Source organism: Pseudarthrobacter raffinosi (assembly GCF_023913835.1).
GTDB lineage: Bacteria > Actinomycetota > Actinomycetes > Actinomycetales > Micrococcaceae > Arthrobacter > Arthrobacter raffinosi.
Window position 1 is genome coordinate 71089 of record NZ_JAMXBG010000012.1, and the last position, 26545, is coordinate 97633.

The 26545-nt window shown below is 65.3% G+C and carries 23 protein-coding genes; 14 read left to right on the plus strand and 9 right to left on the minus strand.

The window, feature by feature from the left end:
* Positions 1–80: 80 nt before the first annotated feature.
* The 6 genes from NG697_RS13120 to NG697_RS13145 all read left to right on the plus strand — a co-directional run bounded on the left by NG697_RS13120 (position 81) and on the right by NG697_RS13145 (position 7133).
* Positions 81–1721: an ABC transporter substrate-binding protein gene (locus NG697_RS13120; RefSeq protein ID WP_252598244.1), complete on the plus strand. Its 1641-nt coding sequence runs from the start codon at positions 81–83 to the stop codon at positions 1719–1721.
* Between the two features lie 95 nt (positions 1722–1816).
* Positions 1817–2899, plus strand: coding sequence for an ABC transporter permease (locus tag NG697_RS13125; RefSeq protein WP_252598243.1), 1083 nt, complete (start codon positions 1817–1819; stop codon positions 2897–2899).
* Positions 2899–3912 carry an ABC transporter permease gene (locus tag NG697_RS13130; protein WP_252598242.1) on the plus strand — a complete coding sequence of 338 codons (1014 nt, stop codon included), beginning with the start codon at positions 2899–2901 and terminating at the stop codon, positions 3910–3912. Before NG697_RS13125 ends, NG697_RS13130 begins: the two co-directional genes overlap by 1 nt.
* A complete protein-coding gene (locus NG697_RS13135) occupies positions 3909–5624 on the plus strand; it encodes an ABC transporter ATP-binding protein (protein WP_252598241.1) in 1716 nt (571 codons plus the stop codon). The genes NG697_RS13130 and NG697_RS13135 overlap by 4 nt, the downstream gene beginning before the upstream one ends.
* 121 nt (positions 5625–5745) lie before the next feature.
* Entirely contained in the window at positions 5746–6132 is a 387-nt protein-coding gene (locus NG697_RS13140) for a chorismate mutase (RefSeq protein WP_058931921.1), read from the plus strand.
* Positions 6123–7133 carry a uroporphyrinogen decarboxylase/cobalamine-independent methonine synthase family protein gene (locus NG697_RS13145; protein WP_252598240.1) on the plus strand — a complete coding sequence of 337 codons (1011 nt, stop codon included), beginning with the start codon at positions 6123–6125 and terminating at the stop codon, positions 7131–7133. The genes NG697_RS13140 and NG697_RS13145 overlap by 10 nt, the downstream gene beginning before the upstream one ends.
* Positions 7134–7184: 51 nt before the next feature.
* Here the strand turns inward: NG697_RS13145 and NG697_RS13150 are convergent, their stop codons facing one another.
* Genes NG697_RS13150 through NG697_RS13175 form a run of 6 tightly spaced genes read right to left on the minus strand, consistent with a single transcriptional unit; the run spans position 7185 to position 13427 of the window.
* Positions 7185–7898, minus strand: coding sequence for a DUF4166 domain-containing protein (locus NG697_RS13150; protein ID WP_252614450.1), 714 nt, complete (start codon positions 7896–7898; stop codon positions 7185–7187).
* Between the two features lie 41 nt (positions 7899–7939).
* Entirely contained in the window at positions 7940–9232 is a 1293-nt protein-coding gene (locus NG697_RS13155) for a DUF58 domain-containing protein (RefSeq protein WP_252598238.1), read from the minus strand.
* Between the two features lie 11 nt (positions 9233–9243).
* Entirely contained in the window at positions 9244–10245 is a 1002-nt protein-coding gene (locus NG697_RS13160; RefSeq protein WP_374209926.1) for an AAA family ATPase, read from the minus strand.
* Entirely contained in the window at positions 10242–11495 is a 1254-nt protein-coding gene (locus tag NG697_RS13165) for a DUF4350 domain-containing protein (protein WP_252609055.1), read from the minus strand. Before NG697_RS13165 ends, NG697_RS13160 begins: the two co-directional genes overlap by 4 nt.
* A gap of 14 nt (positions 11496–11509) precedes the next feature.
* Positions 11510–12166: a DUF4129 domain-containing protein gene (locus NG697_RS13170; protein WP_252598236.1), complete on the minus strand. Its 657-nt coding sequence runs from the start codon at positions 12164–12166 to the stop codon at positions 11510–11512.
* A complete protein-coding gene (locus tag NG697_RS13175) occupies positions 12156–13427 on the minus strand; it encodes a DUF7847 domain-containing protein (RefSeq protein WP_252598235.1) in 1272 nt (423 codons plus the stop codon). Before NG697_RS13175 ends, NG697_RS13170 begins: the two co-directional genes overlap by 11 nt.
* 154 nt (positions 13428–13581) lie before the next feature.
* Here NG697_RS13175 and mtrA point away from each other — a divergent pair, with 154 nt between their 5' ends.
* The 7 genes from mtrA to secA all read left to right on the plus strand — a co-directional run bounded on the left by mtrA (position 13582) and on the right by secA (position 23891).
* Complete coding sequence (gene mtrA / locus NG697_RS13180) at positions 13582–14256, plus strand: MtrAB system response regulator MtrA (RefSeq protein WP_056343773.1); 675 nt, start codon at positions 13582–13584, stop codon at positions 14254–14256.
* Positions 14257–14389: 133 nt separating this feature from the next.
* On the plus strand, positions 14390–16153 hold the full coding sequence (gene mtrB / locus NG697_RS13185) for an MtrAB system histidine kinase MtrB (protein WP_374209927.1): 1764 nt from the start codon (positions 14390–14392) through the stop codon (positions 16151–16153).
* On the plus strand, positions 16150–17868 hold the full coding sequence (locus NG697_RS13190; RefSeq protein WP_252614451.1) for an LpqB family beta-propeller domain-containing protein: 1719 nt from the start codon (positions 16150–16152) through the stop codon (positions 17866–17868). Before mtrB ends, NG697_RS13190 begins: the two co-directional genes overlap by 4 nt.
* Before the next feature lie 272 nt (positions 17869–18140).
* The gene (locus NG697_RS13195) at positions 18141–18875 is read left to right on the plus strand and encodes a ComF family protein (protein ID WP_252614452.1); all 735 of its coding nucleotides are present in this window, start codon (positions 18141–18143) and stop codon (positions 18873–18875) included.
* A 211-nt stretch (positions 18876–19086) separates the two neighbouring features.
* The gene (hpf, locus tag NG697_RS13200; protein ID WP_252598232.1) at positions 19087–19812 is read left to right on the plus strand and encodes a ribosome hibernation-promoting factor, HPF/YfiA family; all 726 of its coding nucleotides are present in this window, start codon (positions 19087–19089) and stop codon (positions 19810–19812) included.
* 32 nt (positions 19813–19844) lie between these two features.
* Entirely contained in the window at positions 19845–21110 is a 1266-nt protein-coding gene (locus tag NG697_RS13205; RefSeq protein WP_252598231.1) for a winged helix-turn-helix domain-containing protein, read from the plus strand.
* A 42-nt stretch (positions 21111–21152) separates the two neighbouring features.
* Positions 21153–23891 (plus strand): preprotein translocase subunit SecA, encoded by a 2739-nt coding sequence (gene secA / locus NG697_RS13210; protein ID WP_252609060.1) that lies wholly within the window; start codon positions 21153–21155, stop codon positions 23889–23891.
* A 123-nt stretch (positions 23892–24014) separates the two neighbouring features.
* On the opposite strand, the gene NG697_RS13215 is transcribed toward secA, so the two are convergent.
* Complete coding sequence (locus NG697_RS13215; protein ID WP_252598229.1) at positions 24015–24482, minus strand: Rv3235 family protein; 468 nt, start codon at positions 24480–24482, stop codon at positions 24015–24017.
* 43 nt (positions 24483–24525) lie between these two features.
* A complete protein-coding gene (locus NG697_RS13220; RefSeq protein ID WP_252614453.1) occupies positions 24526–25359 on the minus strand; it encodes a LysM peptidoglycan-binding domain-containing protein in 834 nt (277 codons plus the stop codon).
* A 158-nt stretch (positions 25360–25517) separates the two neighbouring features.
* Here NG697_RS13220 and NG697_RS13225 point away from each other — a divergent pair, with 158 nt between their 5' ends.
* Positions 25518–26090, plus strand: a complete 573-nt coding sequence (locus NG697_RS13225; RefSeq protein ID WP_252614454.1) for a hypothetical protein — start codon at positions 25518–25520, stop codon at positions 26088–26090.
* A gap of 113 nt (positions 26091–26203) precedes the next feature.
* On the opposite strand, the gene NG697_RS13230 is transcribed toward NG697_RS13225, so the two are convergent.
* Positions 26204–26419 (minus strand): helix-turn-helix domain-containing protein, encoded by a 216-nt coding sequence (locus NG697_RS13230; protein WP_252567261.1) that lies wholly within the window; start codon positions 26417–26419, stop codon positions 26204–26206.
* Between the last annotated feature and the right edge of the window lie 126 nt (positions 26420–26545).

A 26545-nucleotide genomic window follows, 5' to 3' on the forward strand; every position in this document is an offset into this window, starting at 1 on the left:
AGGACAGCGCGCTGCCCGCTCAAGCCAAGACACCCATTTGCGGGCGGCGAGCGCGTACTCATCGAACAGAAAGTTCACAGATGACCAAGAGCACTCAAGCCTTGCGCAGCGCACTCGCGCTCGCAGGCGTTTCCGCCTTCGCATTGACGGCCTGCACGGGCCCCTCGGGTGGCGGGGGCGGTGGCAGCACAGCTTCGGAGAATGCAAGCAGCGTCATCGCATATGGCACCACAGACAAAGTCACCGCACTGGACCCGGCGGGCTCGTACGACAACGGTTCGTTTATGGTGATGAACCAGATTTACTCCTATTTGTTGAACTCCAAGCCCGGTGGCGCCGATCCCGTGCCGGACCTTGCCGAATCGTCGTCCTTCACCAAGCCTACGGAATTCACCGTCAAGCTGAAGAGCGACCTCAAGTGGGCCAACGGGCACGTTTTGGATTCCAAAGACGTCAAGTTCTCCTTTGATCGCCAGGTGGCCATCAACGATCCCAATGGACCGGCATCATTGTTGTCCAACATCGATTCCATTGCCACGCCTGATGCCAGCACCGTTGTATTCACGCTGAAGAATGCCAACGACCAGACGTTCCCGCAGATTCTGACCAGCCCGGCCGCGCCGATCGTCGACGATGAAGTCTTCCCGGCAGACAAGCTCCTCAGCGACGAGGAAATTGTCAAGGCCAATGCCTTCCACGGCCAGTACATCATCGACTCCTACAACAAGAACACGCTGGTCAGCCTCAAGGCCTGGCCGGACTACAAGGGCGTGCTTGGAAAGCCCGCCAACGCAGGGGCCACCATCAAGTACTACACCGACCAGACCAACATGAAGTTGGAGGTCAAGGGCGGGCAGATCGATGTTGCCAACCGCAGCCTGAGCGCCACGGACATCGATGACCTCAAGAAGGACTCCAACGTCACGGTCCATGTCGGACCCGGCGGCGAGATGCGGTACATCGTCTTCAACTTCGACACCATGCCCTTCGGTGCCAAGACCCCGGAAACGGACCCCAAGAAAGCGCTGGCCGTCCGCCAGGCCGTTGCTGACCTCATTGACCGCCAAGCCATCTCGGACCAGGTCTACAAGGGCACGTACCTGCCCATGTGGTCCAACGTCCCGTCCGGTTTCGTGGGCGCCAACGAATCCTTCAAGCAGGCCTATGGGGACGGCTCCGGCAAGCCCAGCCTGGACAAGGCCAAGAAGGTCATGTCCGACGCCGGCATCACCGGCCCGGTAACGATCAAACTGCAGTACAACCCTGACCACTATGGCAAGTCATCCGGTGACGAATACGCCATGGTCAAGGACCAGTTGGAGAAGAGCGGTCTGTTCACCGTGGACCTTCAGTCCACCGAGTGGGTCACGTACAACTCTGCGTCGAAGAAAGACAGCTACCCCGTCTTCCAGCTGGGCTGGTTCCCGGACTTCAGCGACGCGGACAATTACCTGACACCCTTCTTTGTGGGCGGTGGCTTCATGAACAACCACTACTCCAACAGCGAGGTCGAAACGCTGATCGCAAAGCAGCTTGTGACGGCTGATAAGGCAGAGCGTGAGAAGACCATACAGGAGGTCCAGAACCTGCTTGCCAAGGACATCTCCACGTTGCCGTTGTTGCAAGGGGCACAGGTGGCTGTTTCGGGGACCAAGGTGAAGGGCGTGGATTCGACGCTGGATGCGTCGTTCAAGTTCCGGCTCGGCACCATTTCCAAGTAACACCTGTTACACCTGCGTAGGAGGTGGGGCCGGCCGGCCCTGCCTCCTACGTGTTGGCTCCACACTTTTCGCTTTCCAGACCAAGCAGGTTCAGCATGGCCACATTGATTGATGCGCCGCCGCCAACTGTAGCGGCCCCCACATCCAAATCCGCGGGAGGTGGCCTCGGGAGGTATATCCTGATTCGCTTCCTGCTCATTTTCCCCACGATCTTCATCCTCGTCACCCTCGTTTTCTTTCTGATGCGGATCACCGGCGATCCCATTACCGCAGCCCAGGGCGGACGCCTCCCGCAGGAACAAATCGACGCCTTGGTTCACCAGGCCGGCTATGACCGGAACCTGTTCATCCAATACATCGAGTACCTTGGCCACATCGCCACCGGAAACTTCGGCCGGACTATTTCAGATGGCCGGCCCGTCATCGAGATGCTCGCGAAATTTGGTGCAGCCACCCTGGAACTGAGCATCAACGCCGTGATGGTGGCGTTGCTCGTGGGAATACCGCTGGGTATGTTCGCCGCCCACAAACGCGACAAGGTTCCGGACGCTGTCCTGCGCATGTTCGCCATCCTTTGCTATGCCACCCCTGTCTTCTTTGCCGGCCTGCTGCTGAAGCTGACATTTTCTGTAGGACTGGGTTGGTTCCCCGTAGCTGGCCGTGCATCCACCACAACGGAATTGGCGATGGGCCGGCTGGCAGCGCCCACTGGCGTCTACTGGCTGGACGCCCTTCGCAGCGGCAATCTGGCAGCCTTTGGCGACATCGTCCACCACGCAGTCCTGCCGGCCGTCGCGCTGGGCCTATTGACCGCGGGCGTCTTCCTCCGTCTGGTCCGCACCAACGTGATCGGCACGCTGGGCAGGGACTATGTTGAGGCAGGCCGGTCCCGAGGTGTCAGTGAATACCGCCTGGTGACCAAGCATGCCTACAAGCCTGCGCTGATCCCCATCATCACGGTGATGGGTTTGCAGATTGCCCTGCTGCTCGGCGGTGCGGTGCTGACCGAAACCACCTTCGAGTGGAAGGGCCTTGGCTATCAGCTGGCGCAGTACCTTACCGCGCGTGACTTTGTGGCTGTCCAGGGCATCGTGATGCTGCTGGCCGTCATTGTGGCGATCACCAATTTCGTGGTGGATATTGCCGCTGCCCTGATTGATCCGCGAGTGAGGTACTGATGGGCACCACAGTTTTGGAACCGAAAAAGAAGTCCTTGCTGGACCGGCTTCCGGTCTCGTCCCACATCCGCCAGAGCGTTGGCCTGCAACGGACCATGCTGCTCATCGGCGTCGTCCTTTGCGCTGTTTTTGTGGTGGCCGCGATATTTGCGCCGGTGCTGGCGCCCTACGGGTATTCTCAGATTTCCGATGACGCCGGTTCTTTCCCGGCGCAGGCCGAACCCGGTGGCAAGCATCTGATGGGAACAACCGTGGGCGGATACGATGTGCTGTCCCGGATGATCTGGGGATCGCAGACAGCCATGGCGGTGATTGTTGCTGCCGTGTTGATGTCCATCTTCCTGGGAGTGTTCCTCGGACTGGTGAGTGGCTACTTCGGCGGCTGGCTGGACCGAGTGCTGGTGGTGATTGCTGACGCGATTTACGCCTTCCCGACACTCCTCGTGGCTATCGTGATGTCGATTGCCATCAATAAGGGACAGTCTGGCTTCTGGGGCGGAATCCTCGCCTGCGGGTTTGCCATCACGGCAGTGTTTGTACCGCAGTACTTCCGGGTGATCCGTGCTGAAACCATCCGGCTCAAGGCTGAACCGTTTGTGGAATCCGCCCAGGTTGTTGGCGCCTCAAGCGCCAGGATTATCAGCAGGCACATCTTTTCCAACGCGACCCGGACCCTGCCGCTGATCTTTACGCTCAACGCCTCCGAAGCCATCCTCACTCTGGCAGGCCTGGGCTTCCTCGGTTTCGGTATCGAGCCAAGCTCCGCCGCTGAATGGGGCTTTGACCTGAACAAGGCGATGTCCGACGCCTCCTCAGGCATTTGGTGGACCGGCGTGTTCCCCGGCCTCGCCATCGTGCTGACGGTGGTTGGCCTGACCCTCGTGGGTGAAAGCATCAACGACCTGAACGATCCGCGCTTGCGCGGACGCAAGGCTGCCGGCGCCAAGGGCGCCCCGGGACCATCAACCGCGGCCGCGCAGTCTGCCATCGCAGCGAATGTGAGAGGACTGTGACCATCAATATTGATTCGGCATCTGACCAGTCCAGGCCGGCAGACCAGCCCGTACTGGAGATCGACCACCTCAAAGTCACGTTCGCCACCGATGGCGGAGACGTCTACGCCGTGAAGGATGTGAGCCTGGACGTCCGCTCCGGCGAGGTCCTGGCCATCGTGGGCGAATCCGGCTCGGGCAAGACCGTGACCGCGAAAACCATCCTCGGGCTGCTGCCGGAGACAGCCACCAGCGGCGGGGCTGTCCTGATCAACGGGAACAACGTGATCAGCGTCAGCGCCGCGAAGCTGAGGCAGATCCGTGGCCGCGATGTGGCCATGGTGTTCCAGGAGCCCTCCACGGCACTGAACCCGGTGTTCACCGTGGGCTGGCAGATCGCCGAGGGCATCCGTGCCCACGCCGGCGGGGCCGGCGGGAAGCGGGTCTCGGCCAAGGACGCGAAGGTCCGTGCCATTGAGGCGCTGCGCAAAGTGGGGATCCCGGATCCGGAGCATCGGGTTAACTACTATCCGCACCAGTTCTCCGGCGGCCAGAAGCAGCGCGTGGTGATCGCCGCCGCGCTGGCCCTGAACCCGGGACTGATTGTCGCCGATGAACCCACCACAGCCCTGGATGTCACCGTCCAGGCCGAAATCCTGGAGCTGCTCCGGGACCTCCGGGACAAGTACGGCACCTCGATCGTGCTGATCACCCACAACATGGGCGTGGTGGCCGATCTCGCGGACCGCGTAGTGGTGATGTACCAGGGTGATGTGGTGGAGGAGGCGCCGGTGCGCGTGCTTTTTGCTGAACCCAAGCAGGATTACACCAAGAAGCTGCTGGCCGCCGTGCCCCACCTGGGCCGGAACTCGGCGTCGGAGGGCCTGCGGGAACGCGCCCACCAGGGTTCGCCGGTGCTGGTGGAGGCAACCAACCTGACCATCGAGTACCCCGGCAGGCTGGGAACTCCGGCCTTCAAGGCCGTGGACGGGGTCAGCTTCACCGTGTCCCCGGGCGAAGTCTTTGGGCTGGTGGGCGAATCCGGCTCAGGGAAAACCACCATCGGCCGGGCCATCGCGGGCCTGAACCGGACCACGGGCGGCAGCCTGAAGGTACTCGGCTACGAGATGCTGAACCTCAAGGAGCGGACGTTCAAGCCCCTCCGGAAGGATATTGGCTTTGTGTTCCAGGATCCGGCTGCGTCCTTCAACCCCCAGCTGACCATCGGCGACTGCGTAGCGGAGCCCATGATCATTCACACCAACCCGAGCCCGGCGCAGGCGCGCAAACGCGTTGCTGAGCTGCTTGAATCAGTGCAGTTGCCGGCGTCGTACGCCCAGCGGTACCCGCACGAGCTGTCCGGCGGCCAGCGCCAGCGGGCGTCGCTGGCGCGGGCACTGATCCTGAACCCGCGGTTGCTGATCGCTGACGAGCCGACGTCGGCCCTGGACGTTTCGGTGCAGGCAAAGGTCCTGGAACTCTTCAAGGAAATCCAGGCCGAGTTCGGGTTCGCGGCACTGTTCATCAGCCACGACCTCGCGGTGGTGGACATTCTGTCCCAGTGGGTGGGCGTCCTGTACAAGGGCAAGCTGGTGGAGCAGGGTATCGGCAGCCAGGTGATGGGCGCGCCGCAGCACGACTACACCAAACGGCTGATTGCCTCGCTGCCGGTCCCTGATCCGGACGAACAGGCACGACGCCGGGAAGCGCACCGGGCGCTGCTGACCCAGTAGGCACCACCAGCGACCCCACAGTCGCGGCATCACCAGACGGACATCCCGCCCCACCAGGCGGGGTGTCCGTCCGCCGCTTAACACCGGAAGGATTTCTCCGGACGCCCCATAGACTTGGACCATGACGCAGCAAAACCACGATGTTCCCGACACCGACACCTACGATGCCGCCGCGAGTTCGCTGGCAGGCCACGTGGACAACTCGGTGATGGCGGAACTGCTGTCCATCCGCTCCAGCATCGACAACATCGACGCGACCCTGGTGTACCTCCTGGCCGAACGGTTCAAGGCCACCCAGAAAGTGGGCTTCCTCAAGGCCGCGCACCGGCTCCCGGCGGGGGATCCAGGCCGGGAATCCGCCCAGATCGCCCGTCTCCGGCGGCTGGCGGAGGATGCACACCTCGATCCCGCGTTTGCGGAGAAGTTCCTGAATTTCATCATCGGCGAGGTCATCCGCCATCATGAAGCCATCGCCGAGGACCACCAGGCCGCTGCAGAGTGGAAGTAACATCCACCGGGCTTGGGCCCTGGCCGGGGGAGGACCCCGTGGAGGCTGCCCGCATTATCCGCGGCGAGCTTGGAAGCCCGCACCTGCCGTTCCTGGCAGAGCTTCCGGACCGTGGAGTCGGTTCCGACGCCCTGGGGCGGACGGCCGCACTCCTGGTTGAAATGGCCGTGGATGTCCAGCCGTACGGCTGGCGGCTGGTGGACCGTCCGGGCAAGGATTTCCGCCGGGCCGCGTCGGCCCTGTCCACCGACATCAACGTCCTGGCAGATGTCGCCGGCGCCGAGGACACCCCGGCCCCCGAACTCAAGGTCCAGCTGCTGGGACCGCTGGGTCTTGCCGCCGGGCTGCACCTGCACAACGGCGAACGGGCACTGATCGACTACGGCGCACGCCGGGACATTGCCGACTCGCTTGCCGCAGGGGTGGGCGGCTACCTGTCCCGGATCTCCAGCGCCGTTCCGGGCGCACGGCTGGTGGTCCAGGTCGATGAGCCTGATATCGCCGCCGTACTGGCCGGCACCATTCCGACGTCGAGCGGTTACCGCACGCTTCGGGCGGTGGGTGGCCAGGAGGTCACCGAGTCCTGGCAGGTGGTGATCGACGCGCTGCGCGCCGCGGGTGCCGCCGAAATCGTCATCTCCGTGCCTGAAATTGAGGCCCCCATCGACCGGATCATGGCCGCCGGTGCCGACGGCGTGGCCGTGCCGCTGAGGGCCCTGACCACACGGCAGTGGGAGCAGTTGGCCACGGCAGTGGAGGCAGGCAAGCGGATCTGGGCCGGCGCCCTGGACGTCAGCCGCGGCACACTGCCCAGGGTGGCCGACGTCGTGGAGTCCGTCTGGCGGCCATGGCACGAGCTGGGGCTCCCGGCGTCGTCCCTGGGCAGTATCCGGGTCACCCCCTCGGCGGGACTTGCCGGCCACACGCCGGCCACCGCCACAGCAGTGCTGGGCCGGCTCACCCAGGTGGCCGACGGCCTGAACCAGCGCGCGCACGGCTGAGCGGGCGAACGGCTGAGCGGGCCCACCGCTCAGCCGTGCGACGCAAGACTTCTATGTCCGGTTTTCCCAACGGTCCGGCTGGGCGTAGCGGGGCAGGAAACTCTGCGCCGAACTGCCGCCGATGTAGGGACGCAGGCAGTAGTCAAAACCGCCCGCATAGACCAGGACCAGCCCGATCTGCGGCTGGATGACCTTGACCTGGATCCGGTGCTGTCCGTGCTCGCCTGCGGCGCCGTCCCACCACTGCTCGGCGTAAGCCCTGGCATCCACGGTGGCCGGTAGCGGCAGGCGGAGGGGGCCCAGGAACAGCCGCGAGGCTTCGGAAACGCCGCGCAGCCTACCCTCGTTCGTCACACTGAGCTTGAGGTCGGTCACCATGCGCCGGAAACGGCCCAGGTAGTCCACCAGCCGCGGGCCGCCGTCGGAATCCATGAGGCTGGTGGTGTCCTGGAATATCCGCAGGTGCCCGGGGAAACGGATTTCCCGCCGGGCAGTCAGGCTGGAGCGGCCGAACGGATCCTGGTGGGCATGGTTTTCAATCCGGAAGGGGATGCCTTCCCCGTAATCCGGGAAGAACGCGTCCTCCCCGGAGGTCAGCTTGAGCAGCGGCCGCAGCCACGCCTGCCGGCAGCCCACAACGTCGAACACGCCCTCCCCGACGCCGTAGTGCCCCGAACCGGGCGCCAGCGAAAAGTACTCCTGCAGCTCAGGCTGCAGCCGGTGGAAGTCCTCGCCCAGGGCCTGCTGGTAAATAGGGACGTTCATGGTGACCTCCTGGACGGTACCGTCAGCGGCGCTGCAGTAATTCACAATCTACCGGCCGCCTTGAGCCGGATGTACATGTCGGCAAGCTGTGGCGGCAGCTGGTGTGGCTCCGCATCCACCACTTCCACCCCGTGGTGCCGGAGCTCGGCGCTGACCGCCGCCCGTTCCAGGAGTACGCGTTCAGCCGCTGCCGCCCGGAATACACCGGCGGCGTTCTCACGCTCCCGCAGCATCTGCCCCAGCATGGGATCACGGACGGCGGCCACCACCACAACGTGCTGCTGGGCGAGCTGTGCGGCCACGGGAATGAGTCCTTCCTCCGGCGCCCCGCCGTCCAACGCCGTCAGCAGCACCACCAGGGACCGGTGGGCGGAGACCGCCCGGATCTGGCCGGGGAGGCTGGACCAGTCAAGCTCGATCAGTTCAGCTTCGAGGGGCGCCATTGCCTGCACCAGCTGCCCCAGGAGGTTGCCGGTGGTGGCGGAACCGGCTCTGGCCCGCGGACGGCGGTCGTAGGCAAGGAAATCCACCCGGTCACCGCCACGCTCTGCCAGCACCGCCAGCAGGAGCGCCGCTTCGATGCCGGTATCCAGCCTTGGTTCGTCCTCGATCCTCGCCGCTGACGTGCGGGACGTATCCAGCATGATCACCACGCGCCGGTCGCGTTCCGGGCGCCAGGTGCGGACGACGACGGCGGACCGGCGGGCGGTTGCGCGCCAGTCGATGGACCGGACGTCGTCCCCGCGGACGTAGTCACGCAGCGAGTCGAATTCGGTGCCGGAACCCCGGATCTGCACGGCGGCCTTGCCGTCGAGTTCGCGGAGTTTCCTGAGCTTCGAGGGGAGGTGCCTGCGGGAATGGAACGGCGGCAGGACCCGCAGGAGGCCGTCACAGTCAAACGTGCGCTGGCGTGCCGCGAGCCGAAGGGGTCCATGGGAGCGCACAGTGACGTGCCGGGCGCCCACGTCGCCACGGCGGACCGGCTGTAGCCGGACGGTCATCCGGCGGCTTTCCAGGGCGGGGATATCCAGGTCCTGGACCGGATTCACAGCCCCGGCAGACGGCTGCCACGCGTCTCGAACAGTGGCGCGCAAGCGTCGCCGGCCACTGTTGCGCAGCGTGATGACCGAAGCGGCCGTGCCGTGCAGCGTCACGTTGCCGGGCTCGGCGCGCGTGACGATGATGGCCCGCGGGGAAGCGGCCAGGCCAAGGTCCAGGCCCAGGAGAGCAGCGAGTGCCACGACCACGCCCAGGACCGTTCCTCCGCGAGGAAACAGCAGCACCGGCACCAGGCCCAGCAGTGCCAGCACGACGAACCGTCCGGAGAGTGCCATGTGCAAGCGAATCAGCGGGGGACCGGGACGGACGCCAGGATGCTGCCCAGGACATCGTCCACGCGGACCCCGTCCATCTGGGCATCAGGCTGCAGGGCCACCCGGTGGCGCAGGCACGGCAGCGCCAGTGCCTTGACGTCGTCCGGGGTGACGAAGCTGCGGCCCGACAGCCAGGCCCAGGCGCGGGCCGTATTAAGCAGTGCAGTCGCGCCGCGGGGCGAGACGCCCAGCTGGAACGACGGCGCCTGCCGGGTGGCGCGCACGAGGTCCACGATGTAGCCGATGATTTCCCGTTCGACGGCAACGGTGGCCACAGCCTGCCGCGCCCGTTCGAGGTCCTCGGCGCCGGCCACCGCCCGGACACCGGCGGCAGCAAGATCCCGGGGATTGAAGCCGGCTGCGTGCCGCCGGATCACTTCCACCTCGTCAATCCGGCTGGGCAGCGGCATGGTGAGCTTGAGCAGGAACCGGTCCAGCTGGGCTTCGGGCAGGGGATAGGTTCCCTCATATTCCACGGGGTTCTGGGTTGCCGCCACCAGGAAGTTCGCCGGCAGCGGCCGGGACACCCCGTCCACCGAGACCTGCCGCTCTTCCATGGCCTCCAACAGGGAGGCCTGCGTCTTCGGGGGCGTCCGGTTGATTTCGTCGGCCAGCAGGATGTTGGTGAAGACCGGCCCCTCGCGGAAACTGAATTCCGAGGTGTGCGAGTCATAGACCAGGGAACCGGTGATGTCGCCGGGCATCAGGTCAGGGGTGAACTGTACGCGTTTGGTGTCCAGGCTCAGCGCGGCGGAAAGGGCACGGACCAGGAGTGTCTTGGCCACACCGGGCACGCCCTCGAGGAGAACATGCCCCTGGGAAAGCAGCGCGATCAGGAGTCCCGTGACGGTGGCATCCTGGCCCACCACGGCTTTGGCAACCTCGTGGCGGACATCCAAAAGCGCCTGCCGGGCGGGATCCAGCGTCCGCGGGGAGGAATCCATGATCTGCGGGGCGCCGTACGCTTCGTTCATCGGGTTCTGACCTCGTTCTCTAGTTTGTCCAGTTCCTGTGACCATTGCACCAGCCTGGTTGCGGTACCGGGGCGTTCTTGGATCAGGCTGCTGATATCTCTGACCGGCCGGCCCATGTGCCGGGCCACTGCCTGCACCACGTCGTCGGCAGTGGCCTGGGATCCGACTCTAAGGGCTTGCGCCAGACGAACCAGGGTGCCGGCCCGAAGGTTGTCCCGTGCCCGGTCCAGTGCGTGGGAATCCTGATAAAGGCGCGCGCGGCCTTCGGCGGTCTCCACGGCCTTGACCACCACGGGGAGTGGTTCAAACACGAGCGGGCCGAGGCGGCGCCCGCGCCACACAATGGTCAGCACGGTCACAAAGACCAGCCAGGGCCCCAGGAATGCCACCCAGTCAGGGGCGAGGTCATCAAGTGTCTGCGTTGACTCCGCAGCGGCCGCGTCGCCCAGTCCGGGCAGGTACCAGACAACGACTTCTGAGCGGCCCAGCGTCCGCAGGGCCAGTGCGGCATGGCCGTGGCCGGCAAGCCCGCCGTTGTTGAGGAGGGCGGTGCTGCCCAGGACGGTCAGGCCGCCGTCATCCGTGCGGGCAAGCAGCCCGGCGGTGCTTCCCGGCGGGCTGAAGCACACTGTGCCGCCGTCGTACAGGAATCCGCCGGTTCCGGAGACAGCACCTGCCGCCGCGGGATCGGTGAGATCGCAGCCCGGTTCCAGGAGCGCCGTTGACTCAGGCACCACACCGGCCTGGCTGATGCCGGTATCGAGGGCCTTCAGCGTGCCGAGCCGCGGCGTCACCAGCACTACGCTACCCGCACTTGCGGCCAGCTCGTCCAGCCGGGATTGGTCCAGGAATCCGCTCCGGTCGTACAGGAGGAGGGTGGCACCCGGCCGGTCCGCGAGTGCTGCCGTGGCGGAGTCAAAGGAGTCAACATCCTGGACCTCGACACCGTGGCGGCCCAGTATCTCGGTGACCGCCCTGGCGCCGCCCGGCCCGGCGTTATGCACGGATAAGGGCAGGGAATCGCCCTTTGGTGCGAGTTGGGTGGAAATAACCACCGCCAGTCCGACGGCGGCCGCCGCGCCGATCGCTGCCCCGCCGCGGTGCCGCCGGAGCCAGGCACGGGCACCGGACACGGCACCGGCGCCGGACCCGGACCCGGATCGGAGTGCCGGGGCGGAACCCGGCTGCGCCTCCGGTGCACCCGACGTCGGAAGTTTGGGCGTCAAAAGATCCGGCGAAGGGTTCTGCATCGTGGGACCCTGCGTCATCGCGGAACCGCCGGTTCGTTACGTTCAGCGGGCAGGGCGGCGCTCGCCGGCGTGAGGGACTGCAGGGCAATGTCCAGTTCGCGCACCGCGGCAAAGTCAGCCTGGCCTGCGGACTCATTTCCGTAGCGGATCCCGTCGAAAGTCCGCGCAGCTTCCGTCAGGCGGCCGGCCTCTGACGGAAACGGTGTGGCCAGTTCGTGCGCCACCTCGTCCGCGGTCCGGCCCGGCCGCGCGTCGAAAAGCGTTCTGTCCTCGGCTGTGCGCACGAGCGCACGGAAACAGTCCACGATGGCGGCGCTCCAGTTGCCGGCCGCGGCAGCGGCCGCCGCGCGCCCACGGTAGGCCTCGGCACTGACTGTTGTGCCGGCGTCGAATACGTCTCCGGCACGCTTGGCCTTCGCGTTGAGGCGCGGGCGGGCCAGGACGACCGCGGCGCCGATCAGCACGGCGATGGCCACACCGATCCACGGCGCCGCCACGGTGGTGTCCGGGCCGGAGCCGCCGTCCAGGGACCGCAGCCAGTCCAGGATGTCCGCCCACACAGTGTCCAGCCAGCCGGGGGCCGCGTCACGGTATTCCGGCTTGGCGAGTTCTTCTTCGGCCCAGCGGCGGGCCTCGTCGCGGCCAGGCAGGACCGGTGGTTCAGCGGCCATCCGGCCATGCCCCGCCGGGCGGTGCCCCGTAGGGCGGCAGCGGATTTTGGCCGCGTCCCGCCCGGTAGACCGGAACGCCTCGGCCCGGGACGCCGTCGGGATCTGCTCCGGATTCCAGCAGCCGGAGCAGGGCGATATCCAGTCCGTCCCGGCGCATCCTGAGGTCGAGGTAGAGCAGCGCCATCACGGAGGTCTGGAAGGCAAAACCCGCTGCGGCGACCACTGCGGTAACGACCGCGGTGGCAACGCCCGCCACCACGGCCGCCGTCATGGCCTGCTCGGAACCGCCGTGGGGTGAGACCACCCCGGTGTAAAAGCCGGTGAGCAGCGTGACGGGAATCATGACGACCTGGGCGATGACCCCCACCATGATGCCCACCACCAGCGTGATGCCCAGGAGCCGCCACCAATTGCTGCGTGTCAGTTCCCAGGAGCGCCGAATGCCGGCCATCGCACCGAGTTCCTCCACGACAACGGCGGCAGGGGCCACCATAAGCTTGATGTAGACCCATACGTACAGCACAAAGCACACCAGCCCCAGCGGGATGAGGATCAGGGCGCCCACTCCGCCGACGGTGCTGACCAGCAGCACTGCCAGCGCCAAAAACAGCAGCGCAACGAGGAGCCCGCCGCCCACCAGCAGGGCCGCAAGGCGGATCAGGGCACCAGCGCGGGACCGCGCCAGGGTCCACATCTGCCTGAAGCCGGTGGGGCGGTTGAGGACGGATCTGGCGACCGGAACCACCATGGCGCCCTGCAGCACCGCGGACAGAAAAACGGTGAGCACCGAGACGAGCAGGATCCCGGACGCGAAGGTCACCACCAGCGGGACCAGGTCCTGCTCCGTCAGGCCCGCCGCCCAGGCTTCAAGTGACGCCGCGGACGTGGCGGAAAATGAACTGAGAACTGCCGTGAGCACTGCGGCGAGCGTCTGCGCCAGCAGCGCGGCGCCCAGCATGGCTTTGGCGTTGCGCCTGATCGCCTGGAAGGAGCCATCCAGGATCTCGCCGAACATCAGTGGCCGCAGGGGAACGATGCCGGGTTTGGGCGGGGCAACATAACGCGGCTGCTGGTAGGGCGGCGGAGCGCCGTAGGGATTGTGCGACGGAGTGTCCCAAGCCGGCGGGCCACCCGGAGGAGGTCCCCAAACCGGCTGGCCGCCCCAGGGCTGCTGTGCCGGGCCGGGCTGCTGCCCCCACGGAGGCTGGTTCCCTGGCGGCTGGCCTTTCCCAGCCTCGCCGGCAGGATGCGGCTGCTGCATGTTCGGATCCTGGTGTGGCACCCTGTTCCTTCCCCCGTGCGGGACTGTCCGCGTCTTGCCAGCCTATAGTTCCGGCGTCGGGCGGCATAGCGTGGCGCCATGCCGTAAGGCCGTTCAACAGGACAAACCCTGTTCAATAAGGGAATATATAACTATGAAGGCACGCATTCTGGTAGTTGACGATGACGAAGCGCTGGCCGAAATGATTGGGATTGTTCTGCGCAATGACGGCTTTGAGCCGGTTTTTTGCGCCGATGGCAGCCAGGCGCTGGATATTTTCCGTTCATCGAAGCCTGACCTCGTGCTGCTTGACCTGATGCTGCCCGGCGTGGACGGCATCGAGGTCTGCCGGCAGATCCGCTCCGAATCGGACGTGCCCATCGTCATGCTCACGGCCAAGTCGGACACGTCCGACGTCGTCCGCGGCCTTGAGTCCGGCGCAGACGACTACGTACCCAAGCCGTTCAAACCCGCCGAACTCGTGGCACGCGTGCGTGCCCGCCTGCGGCCCGGCGACCAGAAGGCGCCTGAAACGCTGCGGATCGCTGACATCACCATCGACGTGGCCGGCCACACCGTGAAGCGTGCCGATGAGCGGATTTCCCTCACGCCCCTGGAGTTTGACCTCCTCGTAGCCCTGGCGCGGAAGCCCTGGCAGGTGTTCACCCGTGAGCTGCTGCTGGAGCAGGTCTGGGGCTACCGCCACGCGGCGGACACCCGGCTGGTCAACGTCCACGTCCAGCGCCTCCGGTCAAAAATTGAACGGGATCCGGAAGCTCCCGAAGTTGTATTGACGGTTCGTGGTGTCGGCTACAAAGCAGGATCCTGAGCCCTCAGGACCAGAAGCGCACCGCGCCCCGGACCTTCCCGCAGCCAAGGGCCCGGAGCACACGGATGCGCTGCCGTTGGAGCTGGCAACGCTGCCATTCCGGGCACGGATCTGGCGGCGCCGTGGAGTAATCGTGGGGCTACGGGTGGGCCGTCTTGTCCGTCTCGGCGTGACCCGTTTCTTCCCTGCGGTCCGGTTTGCCGGGCGGGCCATGCGTCGACGCTGGCGCCGGTCCCTGCAGTTCCGGACAGTTCTCACCACGCTGCTGTTGGCCGTGACATCCTTTGGCGCCGTGGGCGCCTACCTGTCCAACCAGATCGCCAACAACCTGTTCCAGGAGCGCCTCACCCAGGCGGAATCCGAGACCCGTTACTACGTCAAGCAGGTCCAGGAGACGTTCGACGGCGCCCAGGTCACCGACCAGTCCAGCGTCATCACCCTGGTCTACGACACTTTGAACGCAGTGGAGGGCCGCGGCTCCGTCGTCCAGCGCCGCTACGTTTTCGAAGCCAAGCCCGAACAGACCAAGCCCCGGAACCGCTGGGTGGAGTCGCGGGCGTCGGACCAGCTGACCGTCAGCGTCATCCCGCCTGCACTCCGTACGGCGGTACAGGATTCAGGCAAGGACCAGTACTGGGCCTCCACCGTGATTCCGGTAGGTACCGAGGACAGGCCGGGCATCGCCGTGGGCAACCTGGTGACCTTCAACGGGACCGTGTACGAGCTCTACCTGATCTATGACGTCAACACCGCCCAGCAGACGCTCGACGAAATCCAGGGCGTCCTCCTGGCCGGCGGCGCGGTGCTGGTGCTGATGATCGGGGCCATCGCCTGGTATGTCACCCGCAATGTTGTCAGCCCCGTCAGCCACGCTGCCCTGGTGTCGGAGAAGCTTGCGGCCGGCCAATTGCAGGAGCGGATGGTGGTCAAGGGCGAAGACGAGGTTGCCCGTCTCGGGGCATCGTTCAACCACATGGCCGCCAGCCTCCAGGAGCAGATCACCCAGCTGGCCATGTTGTCCCAGATGCAGCAGCGGTTTGTCTCCGACGTCTCCCACGAGCTCCGCACGCCCCTGACCACCGTCCGGATGGCCGCGGAAGTGTTGTACGACGCCCGCCACGATTTCGACCCCATCAACAAGCGCTCGGCCGAACTCCTGTACAACCAGGTGGAGCGGTTCCAGTCCCTGCTGGCCGACCTGCTCGAGATCTCCCGCTTCGACGCCGGCGTGGCCATGCTCGACGCCGAGCCCGAGGACATCCTGCAGGTGATCGCCCATGTCATTGACGGGGCAGCGCCCGTCGCGGCCGAATACGGCTCGGAGATCATCCTCCGGGCTCCCGCCGTGGGAATTGTCGCGGAGATGGACGCCAGGAGGATCGACAGGATCCTACGGAACCTCATCCTGAATGCAGTGGAGCATGGCGAAGGCAAGCCGGTCACCGTGACTGTCTCAGCCAACCAGTCAGCAGTGGGAGTTGCAGTCCGGGATCAGGGGATCGGCATGACCCCGGCCGAGGCCGCCCGGGTCTTTGACCGGTTCTGGCGTGCGGATCCGGCGCGGGCCCGCACCACCGGAGGCAGCGGACTGGGCCTGTCCATCGCAATGGAAGACACCAAACTCCACAACGGCTGGCTGCAGGCATGGGGAAACAAGGGTAGAGGGGCCAACTTCCGGCTGACCATTCCGTTGCGCCAGGGCGAGGAGATCGACCGCTCACCTGTGCAGCTTGAGCCGGAAGACATCATCCTCCCCGACGTCCCACATTCGAAAAACATGCTGGTCCTGGGGCCCGGCCCCACTGGGGCGCCTGATGTCCCCGCTGGCGGCGGGCGTGGCCAGGGCGCCGGGCGCACTCCTGCCGGGACGGGCGCAACACCGAAGGAGTCTTCATGACGGGACGAAAAGTGCGGGCGATGCTGAAGAGGAGCGTTGTGCTGTTCGTCGTTGCCCTGGTGCTGGCCTCCTGCGCGCGCATTCCCACGGCCGGGCCGGTGGGGAAGAGCGCGGAAGGCAGCGCCGGCAACGTCAACGCACCGGTGTTCCTCCCGGCCGCTCCCCAGCCCGGCGCTACTCCGGAAAACATCATTGATTACTTCTACCGTGCCGGTACCGGATACGAGGGGGACTACGCGGTGGCCCGCGAATACCTGACGCAGGCAGCGTCAGTATCCTGGAAACCCGACCAGCGCGCGCTGGTGTACCGCGAGGCGAAAGTGGTGGGCACCGGCGTCGACAACGTCTACAACTACCAGCTGGACGTTGCGTACAGCGTGGATGTTGACGGCATCGCCACCCAGATGCCCGAAGGCACCATCGAGAACATTCCGGCCACTCTCACCCAGGTGGACGGCGAATGGCGGATCTCAGCGATCCCGGACGGAACAGCGATCCCGGAGGAAACCTTCAAGGTCATCTACGGCGCCTACCCTATCTACTTCTACGATCCCAGCTTCACCTATGCCGTGCCTGACGTCCGCTGGTTCATCAAGAACAAGACGGTCAAAGCCATGACCAGTGCGCTGCTGGCCGGCCCCGCGCCGTACCTTCGCGGCGCGGTGGTGAGCGCCTTCCCGTCCGGCATCAAACTCGCCCGCGAATCCGTTCCGGTGGTGTCCGGCGCCGCGCAGGTGGACCTCACGGCCAAGGAACTCACCGAGGCGTCCACGGAGGACAGGCTCCGGATGCAGACGCAGCTTTCGCTCACGTTCCGCAGCCAGCCCGACGTCGTTAATGTGGAGTTGCATGCCAACCAGGACCTGGTCCGCGTCGAAGACAACGGTTCGGTGTTGCCCCCGGTGCGGGACAAAAACGTGCCGGTCCGCGAGATCGCCGTCAGTGGCAATGAGCTGGTTCGCTACGAAAACAACAGGGTGTCCCCGCTGCCGGATATGCAGCCAGTTTCATCGCTCGGGCCCCGCTACCCGTCGGAATCCCCGGTGTCCCAGACCATTGCGTTCCTCAACGAAAGCCGGACGACGCTCTACAGCATGGTGCCGGGACAGCCCGCCCGTGCGCTGACAACGCGCAGCACCATTACGCACCCGTCCTTCAGTATTCATGACTGGGTGTGGGCCGCAGGGCCGGGAGCTACCGGCGGTACGGAGGTGGTGGCCTACCGGCCCGTCGGAGTTGCCGAAGGTGCCGCCGTTCCCACCGTTACGCTCACGCCGTCGTGGTTGGCCGGAAGAACCGTCAAGGAGCTGAGGATCTCCCGCGAGGGCGTCCGGGCGCTGGTCATTTCGGAACAAAACGGCAAGACGAAGGTGCAGATTGCCGGGATCATCCGGAACGCCGACGGGACACCCCGGGAACTGACTGCCCCGATCACCCTGGTGGCTTCCGGTGACCCGGACCAGGGCGTCTGGGTGAACGACACAACGGTCGCCGTGATGAAAGCCTCGGCAGGCTCGAACGTCACGCCGGAGCTGCTGTCCCTCACCTCCGGACAACCCCAGCAGTTGGCGCCGTGGCCCGGCCTTGTGTGGCTCAGCGCCGGCAACGGGCTGGAGGAAATTTACGGCCAGTCGGCCGAGGGCATCTTCCAGCGGCTCGGCAACGGCTGGTCGCCCCAGCTGAAGGGCCCCATTGACCCCTCATTCCCTGGGTAGCTTTCCACATAGCGCGGACCAGCGGTTCCGGGGCTGCGATACGCAGGCCACCATGGGGTGTGACCGAAGTTCAGCCCGGACGTCCTCCTGCTCGCCACCCGTCTGCTCGCCACGCGCCTGCGCGCCGGTCCGGGGGCCGCGGTGGGGGCCGCTCCCGGGGGGGTCCCGCCAGAAATGCGGCAAGCCTGGATCCGGACCTCCTGCCGCCTCCGCTGCAGTCCGCCAAGCATCGCAGCGGCCACCGCCGCCGCTGGCTGCGGGCCGCCGACCAGATGGGCGTGGCCGCCGCGGAGCTGCTGGCACTTGCCGTCCCTGTGGACTGCGTCTGCTGCGGTGCGGAGGACCTGGCCCTGTGCGTCATGTGCGAACGCCACGTCCGCCTGTTGACCAGGCACCCGTTCCGGGCAGAGGAGCAGGCGCCGGCCCTGATGAACGTCGACGGCGGCCTGATCCTTCCCGTGGTGGCGGCCGGGGTGTACCGCGAGGAGCTGGCGCAGGCCGTGCTTTCGTTCAAGAGCCATGGCCAGCACCAGCTCACGTCAGTCCTGGCGCGCGGACTGGGGCAGGGCATTGCCGCGTCCGTGGCCGACGTCGACGGCGTCTGCCTGGTTCCGGTGCCCAGCAGTACGGCCGGCTACATCAAAAGAGGGTTCAGTCCGGTCCACCTCCTACTCGCAGAGTTGCGCCGGGGGACCACCTTCCGCGGTACACCGGTGTTGGACGTGATCCGGAAATCCCGGCGCCGCGCCGCACTGGAGCGGCTGCCTGGAGGCCAAAAGGGACTCGGCCGCGGGGCCAGGGCGAGCCGGGTCAAGGGGTCCATGAAGGTCCCGAAACGCCAGCGCGCGCGGGTGGCCGGACGCCGCTGCATCATTGTCGACGATGTCCTCACCACCGGGGCCACACTCGCCGAAGCAGCCCGCGCACTGCACCTCAGCGGTGCCGTGGTGGTGGGTGCAGTGGTCCTCGCCGCGACACGCCCGCCGGATTCAGCTGGCGGCGAATAGCCCGCCCCGGGAGCTGGCGGAACGCTGCCCGTCTTAGAAAAAAATAAACGAAGAAAGGATGAATAACAGGTGGCTATGAACTAACGTCGGTTGTGGGTACCAAGAACAAGTTGTACCTTTCGATGGCGGCTCGGAAAGGGGCTTGACTGTCAAGCAGATCGGCCCGTGGGATGTGCCGCCGTCGTGTCACCGAAGTCATTTGGAGGGCACCATGGAGTTTATGATCAGCGGACGAAATCTGACGGTCTCAGACCGCTTCCGCGAATACGCCGGTGAGAAGATCTCGAAGATCGAGTCACTTGGCGACAAGGTCCAGCGGGTTGACGCGAAGGTTTCCAAGGAAACGAATGCGCGCCAGACCGGCGACCAGCTCACCGTTGAAGTGACGGTCCTGGGCCGGGGACCCGTAATCCGTGCCGAAGCCAGCGCCGCAGACAAATTCGCTGCGTTCGATCTCGCCTACACCAAGCTGCTGGAACGTCTCCGCCGCGCCAAGGATCGCAAGAAGGTCCACCACGGGCGCCACACCCCCAAGGCAGTACGTGAAGCCACCGCATCACTGGAACCCGCGAGTACCAGCGAGCCCCTTTATGTCGAGGCGAGCCATCGCAGCGAAACCCAGGCAGCACCTGTTGAACGATCGCCCTACGAGGTCGAGAACGACATTCCGGCTGGGGACTCCCCGGTGCTGATCCGGCGCAAAGTTTTCCCCGCGGCCTCCCTGACCCTTGACGATGCTGTGGACAACATGGAGCTCGTGGGCCACGATTTCTACCTGTTTGTGGACAAGGCCACCAACACGCCCTCGGTGGTCTACCGGCGCCGTGGCTGGACGTACGGAGTGATCACCCTGGACCACGAATGCGAACCGGGGGAGACGGCCGTCGAAGAAAAAATCCTCGCCTATCGTTCCGATGACGAGGCTGCAAAAGTCTAGGGCGGTTTACACCCCTCAATGAAAGGACTGATGTGCCAGCGACGCTGAGCCTTAACCAGGCCCGGCGGATCGCCCTGGCAGCTCAGGGACTCGACAAAGGACGGCCCGCCGGCCCCGTGACCTCACGGACGGTGGGCCGTACCTTTGCCCGGATCCAGCTTGTCCAGATCGATTCCGTCAACGTGTTGTCCCGCAGTCACTTTCTGCCCTTCTTTTCAAGGCTCGGCAACTATGACCGCACCATTCTTCAGCGGATGGCCAGCTCGCCGCCCAGGCGCATGATGGAGTACTGGGCGCACGAGGCCAGCTTCATCCGGCCCGAGCATTTCCAGGACCTCCGATTGTGGCAGAAACGCACGTGGGTGGGTGCGTCCGCCCTCGACCCAGGCCTGCGCGACGCGGTGGCGGCAAAGATCCTCGATGCCCTCGCCACAGGGCGGCCCATGACGGCGGCGGAACTGACGGTGGACATCGGGCACGTGGAGGACCGGCGGGACGACAACTGGGGATGGAACTGGAACGCCGTCAAACGCGTGCTTGAAGACCTGTTCGAGGCGGGCACCATTTCCGCGGCGTCCAGAACCGAACAGTTCGAGCGAAAGTACACGCTGACGGCTAGGGTGCTGCCGCGCCGACTGGCCCTCGAAGCCACGCCGGACCCTGTTGAGGCCATGCATCGGCTCATCGACGCGGCCGCGCAAGCCCATGGCATCGGAACCGTGAAGTGCTTCGCGGACTACTTCCGGACACCGGGCAAGGCGGCCGCCGCCTCTGTGGACCATCTGGTCAGCATAGGGAGGCTGAAGCCGGTGGCTGTCGCAGGCTGGGACCGGAAGGTATTCCTCCATGCCGACGCCACATTGCCGCGGCGGGCGGCAGGGCGGGCCTTGCTCAGTCCCTTTGACTCCCTGGTCTTCGAGCGGCGCCGGCTTGAGGAGCTCTTCGGGTTCCATTTCCGGATCGAGATTTACACGCCCGCGCACCTCCGACGCTTCGGGTACTACGTCCTGCCCTTTCTCCTGGGTGACACCATCGTGGCGCGCGTGGATCTTAAAGCGGACCGTGCGGCGGGAAATCTGCTGGTGAGGTCCGCCTACGGTGAGCCGGACGCACCGGCAGGGACCGCCGTCGAGCTCGCCGCCGAGCTGGAACTGATGGCCGAATGGCTGGAGCTGGACAACATTGTGGTAAGCCCGATCGGGGACCTGGCGGAGTCCCTCGGCGCCGCCCTGCGTCACCGCGCCGGTCCGCTCTCAGGGAACACCGGCCGCGTGGCCTGTGTCTCTCCCGTAGACTAAAAACGCCAGAATTCGGCAGCATAAGACTGGGAGTATCTTCACGTGGCATCACTTATCGAAAAACTTCTCCGCACGGGTGACAAAAAAACCCTGCGGCAACTGCGGAACTATGCCGACTCCATCAATGCGCTCGAAGACTCGTTCAAAACCTTCACGGATGCTGAGCTCCGCGAGGAAACTGACCACCTCCGCGCCCGCCACCGGGACGGCGAGCACCTGGACGATCTCCTCCCGGAGGCATTCGCGGCCGTGCGTGAGGCCTCATCCCGCACCCTGGGCATGCGTCACTTCGACGTCCAGCTTATGGGTGGCGCCGCCCTCCACCTCGGCAATATCGCCGAAATGAAGACCGGCGAAGGCAAAACCCTTGTGGCCACCGCGCCCGCCTTCCTTAATGCCCTCACCGGCAACGGCGTCCACGTCATCACGGTGAACGACTACCTTGCCGAGTACCAGTCAGACCTTATGGGCCGGGTCTACCGTTTCCTTGGCCTGACCAGCGGTTGCATCCTGTCCAACCAGGATCCCGCGGTGCGCCGGCAGCAGTACGCCGCGGACATCACCTACGGCACGAACAACGAATTCGGCTTTGACTACCTGCGCGACAACATGGCGTGGGACCAGTCAGAGCTGGTCCAGCGTGGCCACAACTTCGCCATTGTTGATGAGGTCGACTCCATCCTCATCGACGAAGCCCGCACGCCGCTCATCATTTCCGGCCCTGCCCAGGGCGACACCAACCGGTGGTACAGCGAATTTGCCAAGGTGGTGCAGCGACTGAAGGCCGGCGAGGACTACGAGGCGGACGAGAAGAAGCGCACGGTCGGTGTCCTGGAGAGCGGCATCGAAAAGGTGGAGGACTACCTGGGCATCCAGAACCTCTACGAATCCGCGAACACTCCGCTCATCGGGTTCCTGAACAACGCCATCAAAGCCAAGGAACTGTTCAAGCGGGACAAGGACTACGTCATCCTCGACGGCGAAGTGCTGATCGTTGACGAACACACTGGCCGAATCCTGGCTGGCCGCCGCTATAACGAGGGCATGCACCAGGCCATCGAGGCCAAGGAAGCCGTGGAGATCAAGGCCGAGAACCAGACCCTGGCCACGGTGACGCTCCAGAACTACTTCCGGATGTACTCCAAGCTGGCAGGCATGACCGGCACGGCCGAGACTGAGGCCGCCGAGTTCATGGGCACGTACAAGCTCGGCGTGGTGGCCATCCCCACCAACCGGGACATGCAGCGGATCGACCAGTCGGACCTCGTGTTCAAGAATGAAAAGGTGAAGTTCGACGCCGTCGTGAAGGACATTGCCGAGCGTCACGAACAGGGCCAGCCGATCCTTGTGGGCACAACGAGTGTCGAAAAGAGCGAATACCTTTCCGGGCTGCTTGCCAAGGAGGGCATCAGGCACGAAGTCCTGAACGCCAAGAACCACGCCCGTGAAGCGGCCATCGTTGCGCAGGCCGGACGCAAGGGTGCTGTTACGGTGGCCACCAACATGGCAGGCCGCGGCACTGACATCATGCTGGGTGGCAACGCCGAATTCACTGCGGTGGCCGATCTGGCCAAGCGCGGGCTGGACCCGGAAGAGAATTCCGAAGAGTACGAGGCCGCGTGGCCGGCTGCCCTGGAGGCGGCCAAGCAGTCCGTAAAGGACGAACACGAGGAAGTACTGAACCTCGGCGGGCTGTATGTCCTGGGAACTGAGCGGCACGAGTCCCGCCGCATCGATAACCAGCTCCGTGGCCGCTCCGGCCGCCAGGGCGACCCCGGCGAATCACGCTTCTACCTCTCCCTGACCGATGACCTGATGCGGCTCTTCAACTCCGGCGCGGCCGAACGGCTGATGAACAGTTCCGTCCCGGATGATGTGGCGTTGGAATCGAAACTGGTTTCCCGGGCCATCGCGTCTGCCCAGGGCCAGGTTGAAGGCCGCAACGCCGAGCAGCGCAAGAACGTCCTCAAGTACGACGACGTCCTGAACCGCCAGCGCGAAGCCATCTACGGTGACCGCCGCCGGATCCTCGAAGGTGACGACCTCCACGAGAAGGTCCAGTTCTTCGTGGAGGACACCATCACCGCCCTGATCGACTCCGCCACGGCCGAAGGCAATGGCGACGACTGGGATTACACCCAGCTGTGGACCAACCTCAAGACGCTCTACCCCGTCAGCGTCACAGCGGAAGAGATCGTCGAGGAAGCCGGCGGCAAGTCCAAGCTCACTGTTGAATTCCTCAAGGAGGAGCTGCTCTCCGACGCCCGTGTGGTCTACCAGGCCCGGGAAGAGACCATCGGCGCAGAGAGCATGCGCGAGCTGGAACGCCGCGTGGTGCTCTCGGTCATCGGGCGCAAGTGGCAGGAACACCTGTACGAGATGGACTACCTCAAGGAAGGCATCGGCCTGCGCGCCATGGCACAGCGTGACCCGCTGGTGGAATACCAGCGCGAGGGCTTCGTTATGTTCCAGAGCATGATGGAGGCCATCCGCGAGGAAAGCGTCGGTTTCCTGTTCAACCTTGAAGTTGAGGTGACCCCAGCCCAGGATGTGGTGGTGCCCGACGCAGCAGGTGGCCACACCGAGCACGTTGAGCCGCAGATCCACGCTGCCGGCCTGGAAGCGCCGGAGAAGCCGGCCCAGCTGCAGTACACGGCTCCCGGCGAAGACGGCGCATCCCAGACCCGGGTGGAGGGTCGTGTCTCTTCACGGTCCGGAAATCCCGCAAAGGCTGCAGCGCAGGACGCCACCAAGCGTCCGGCCAGGAAAAAGCGCCGCTGACAGCAGGGATCGTGGCTGATCAGCCATAGGTCGGCACTGCAATAGATCGTCGCTGAAATAGTTCGACACTGGAAGTGCCCGGAGCCTCAGCTCCGGGCACTTCTGCATTCGTGGGCAAGCGGTTCAGCCGACCATAAACTCGGTCACGCGCCAGACCTGCTTGCTGCGCTCAAGCCGGACCGCTACAGCCCGTGCCCGGATGTCATCAACCACCACGGCGCTTGCCTCATAGATGCCCGGGGCGACCTCGCAGGCGCGGACTGAACGCACGATGGAGTTCTTGTGCAGCCGGGCCAGGGACGGCGAGGCAGAGCGCGACTGTTCGCGACGGATCAAAGCCGCGCGGTGCTGCAGCACCGCGAGGCAGCGCGGATCCAGACGGCGGGCGAGCTGGTGGATCGGCCGGATGCCGGCGAGGACTTCCATGGCCGCCTGCACGGTATTGCGTGTGATCGCCAGGATTTCGGAGGCTTCGTCTGCCGCACGCAGCGGCACGACCGGCGCGGTAGTGGTGCGCGGAGGAACCTGGCGGACTGCTGCCGCGCCGCCCGGGTTGACCGTGGCGGAGCGGATTGGCGTAACTGCGTACATGTGATTCCCCTTAATCGTGAGCTGATGAATATCGGAACGTCGGTTAGGCCGTGGAAGGTGCTTTCAAAATCTGCCCGGGCAGCAGGACATGCGGGCTTTCGCCGATCCGGGATTTGTTGGCCTCGTACCAGCGGGGCCAGTGCAAGGCGACATCCACATCCGAAGCCGCCGGGCCCAAGTGGCGGGAAGCGATGTCCCAGAGTGTGTCGCCCGCCAGTACCGTGACCTCACTCAATGGCGACCTTGGGCCCTGTTCCGCCCGGACGGGCTGGGCCGCCAGCAGGCCGGGGTCCGGGACCGGCGGGCTGGGACGCCAGTCTGGCCGGACCGCCGCCGCAGGAGTTTCGGTGGTCTGTCCTCCCGTGTCTGCAGGGTGTTTGCCCTCCGGTTCCGGGAGCTGCCGGTGGCCGCTTGTGGGAGACCACTGGGCCTGGATGGCTGCGCCGTGGACCGGTACGTCCTGGACCGCCACTTCCTGCGTGGGTACCCAGGCGGGTCCGGCCGGTGGGACGGCTGCGTGAGCCAGCGGTGCCGACAGTAGTTGCACCGACAGTGCGGCCACAGTGAGCCGGCGCATAAATGCCGGGCAGCACTTGCCGGCCCTGTCGGCGGCCCGCCGCCTGCCGCACCTGTCCAGGACGGCAGCCGCTGACGCCAAAACCATCGAGAAGATCCACCACGCCACGATGGCCAGCCCTGCGGCGACAGCCACGGCACCGAGTAGGTCATCGAGGTCCGGGCCTTGCCGGCGTGCTGTGGACAGTTGCCATCGGCCCACCATGCCCCCGCCGGCAACGCAGAGGAAGAATCCCAACAGGAGGATGGACGCCGCCATGACGGCGTCTGCGCGGAGCCCACGTGCTGTAGCTGCCGTCATGATGTTCCTATCTCATGTTTGATGCTGTTTGATACTGCTTGATGCCATTTGATAAATCTAGGTTCAGTTTGAGGCACTTATGCTGGATTTGTCCAGAGACTGGAGTGAAGTCGTTGGTGAATTGACCGCGAACAAACCCGCACCCTACGCTTGGCCCCATGCGTTGGGATGCTCTGTTCAGTGATATGGAGGCACAGTTCGCCGAGGGCGAGCGGCTGGCCGTCGATGCCGAGATCTCTGAGCGGGCAAGAGCGGAAACGGCCTCCGTCGTTCTGGCCGACCGCTTGCGGGGTTCCCTGAACAGCCACGTGGCCGTGTACCTGGCGTGTGGGCGCGCCTTCGAAGGAACCCTGAGCCATGCCGGCGCCGATGCGCTGGTCCTGGACGAGTTGCGTCGCCAGGTCCTGGTCCCGTACGGCGCGGTGGCACGCTATGCGGGCCTTGGCCGCGGCTCCGTGGCCGAGACTTCGCAGGTGCGGCGCCGGATCGGATTGGCGCATGCGCTGCGGGGCCTGGCGCGGGACCGGGCCGAACTTGCAGTCACTCTGCGCCACGCGCCGGAAAGGGATACCGGGCTGGCCGGAGTCATCGACCGGGTGGGCAGTGACTTTTTGGACCTGGCGCTGGTCAGCCCCGGGGAGTCCCGGCGTGCATCACAGGTTCGGCAGGTAGCCACGATTCCGTTTGCGGCGCTGGGTGCCCTGCGGTCACGGAGTGCAGGGGAACTGTAGCCGCGAGCCGGAGTCTTTGTTCACCTAATGGGACTTTGCCGCCCGTTGAGGCGATTACCTGGACAAAAACTCAGCGGACAAGCGGTTGCGAGGGCTGACTCGCAAAGCCAAAATCAGCCTTGCTTGGCTTTGGCTTCCAGGATCATGCGGCTGGCCTCGGCGTAACGCTCTTCGATGTATTGCTCCAACATCTTTTCCTCGACGCGCCACTGCCCGCGCCCACCCACCTGGATGGCCTTCAGTTCTCCGCTGCGGACCAAGGCATAGGCCGCCGGCGAGTTGATTTGCAGCTGTTCAGCAACATCGGCGAGAGTCAGGAATCTGGGCATAGCTCCATTTTGCCATTGAAGGCGTCATCTGGTGCGGTTATCCACAGTTTGATGTTGTTTGGTCTTTTGACTTTTGTTCCGGGGCCCATGCCGTAACAATGAGGTGTCCGGACGCAGCCAGCCGCC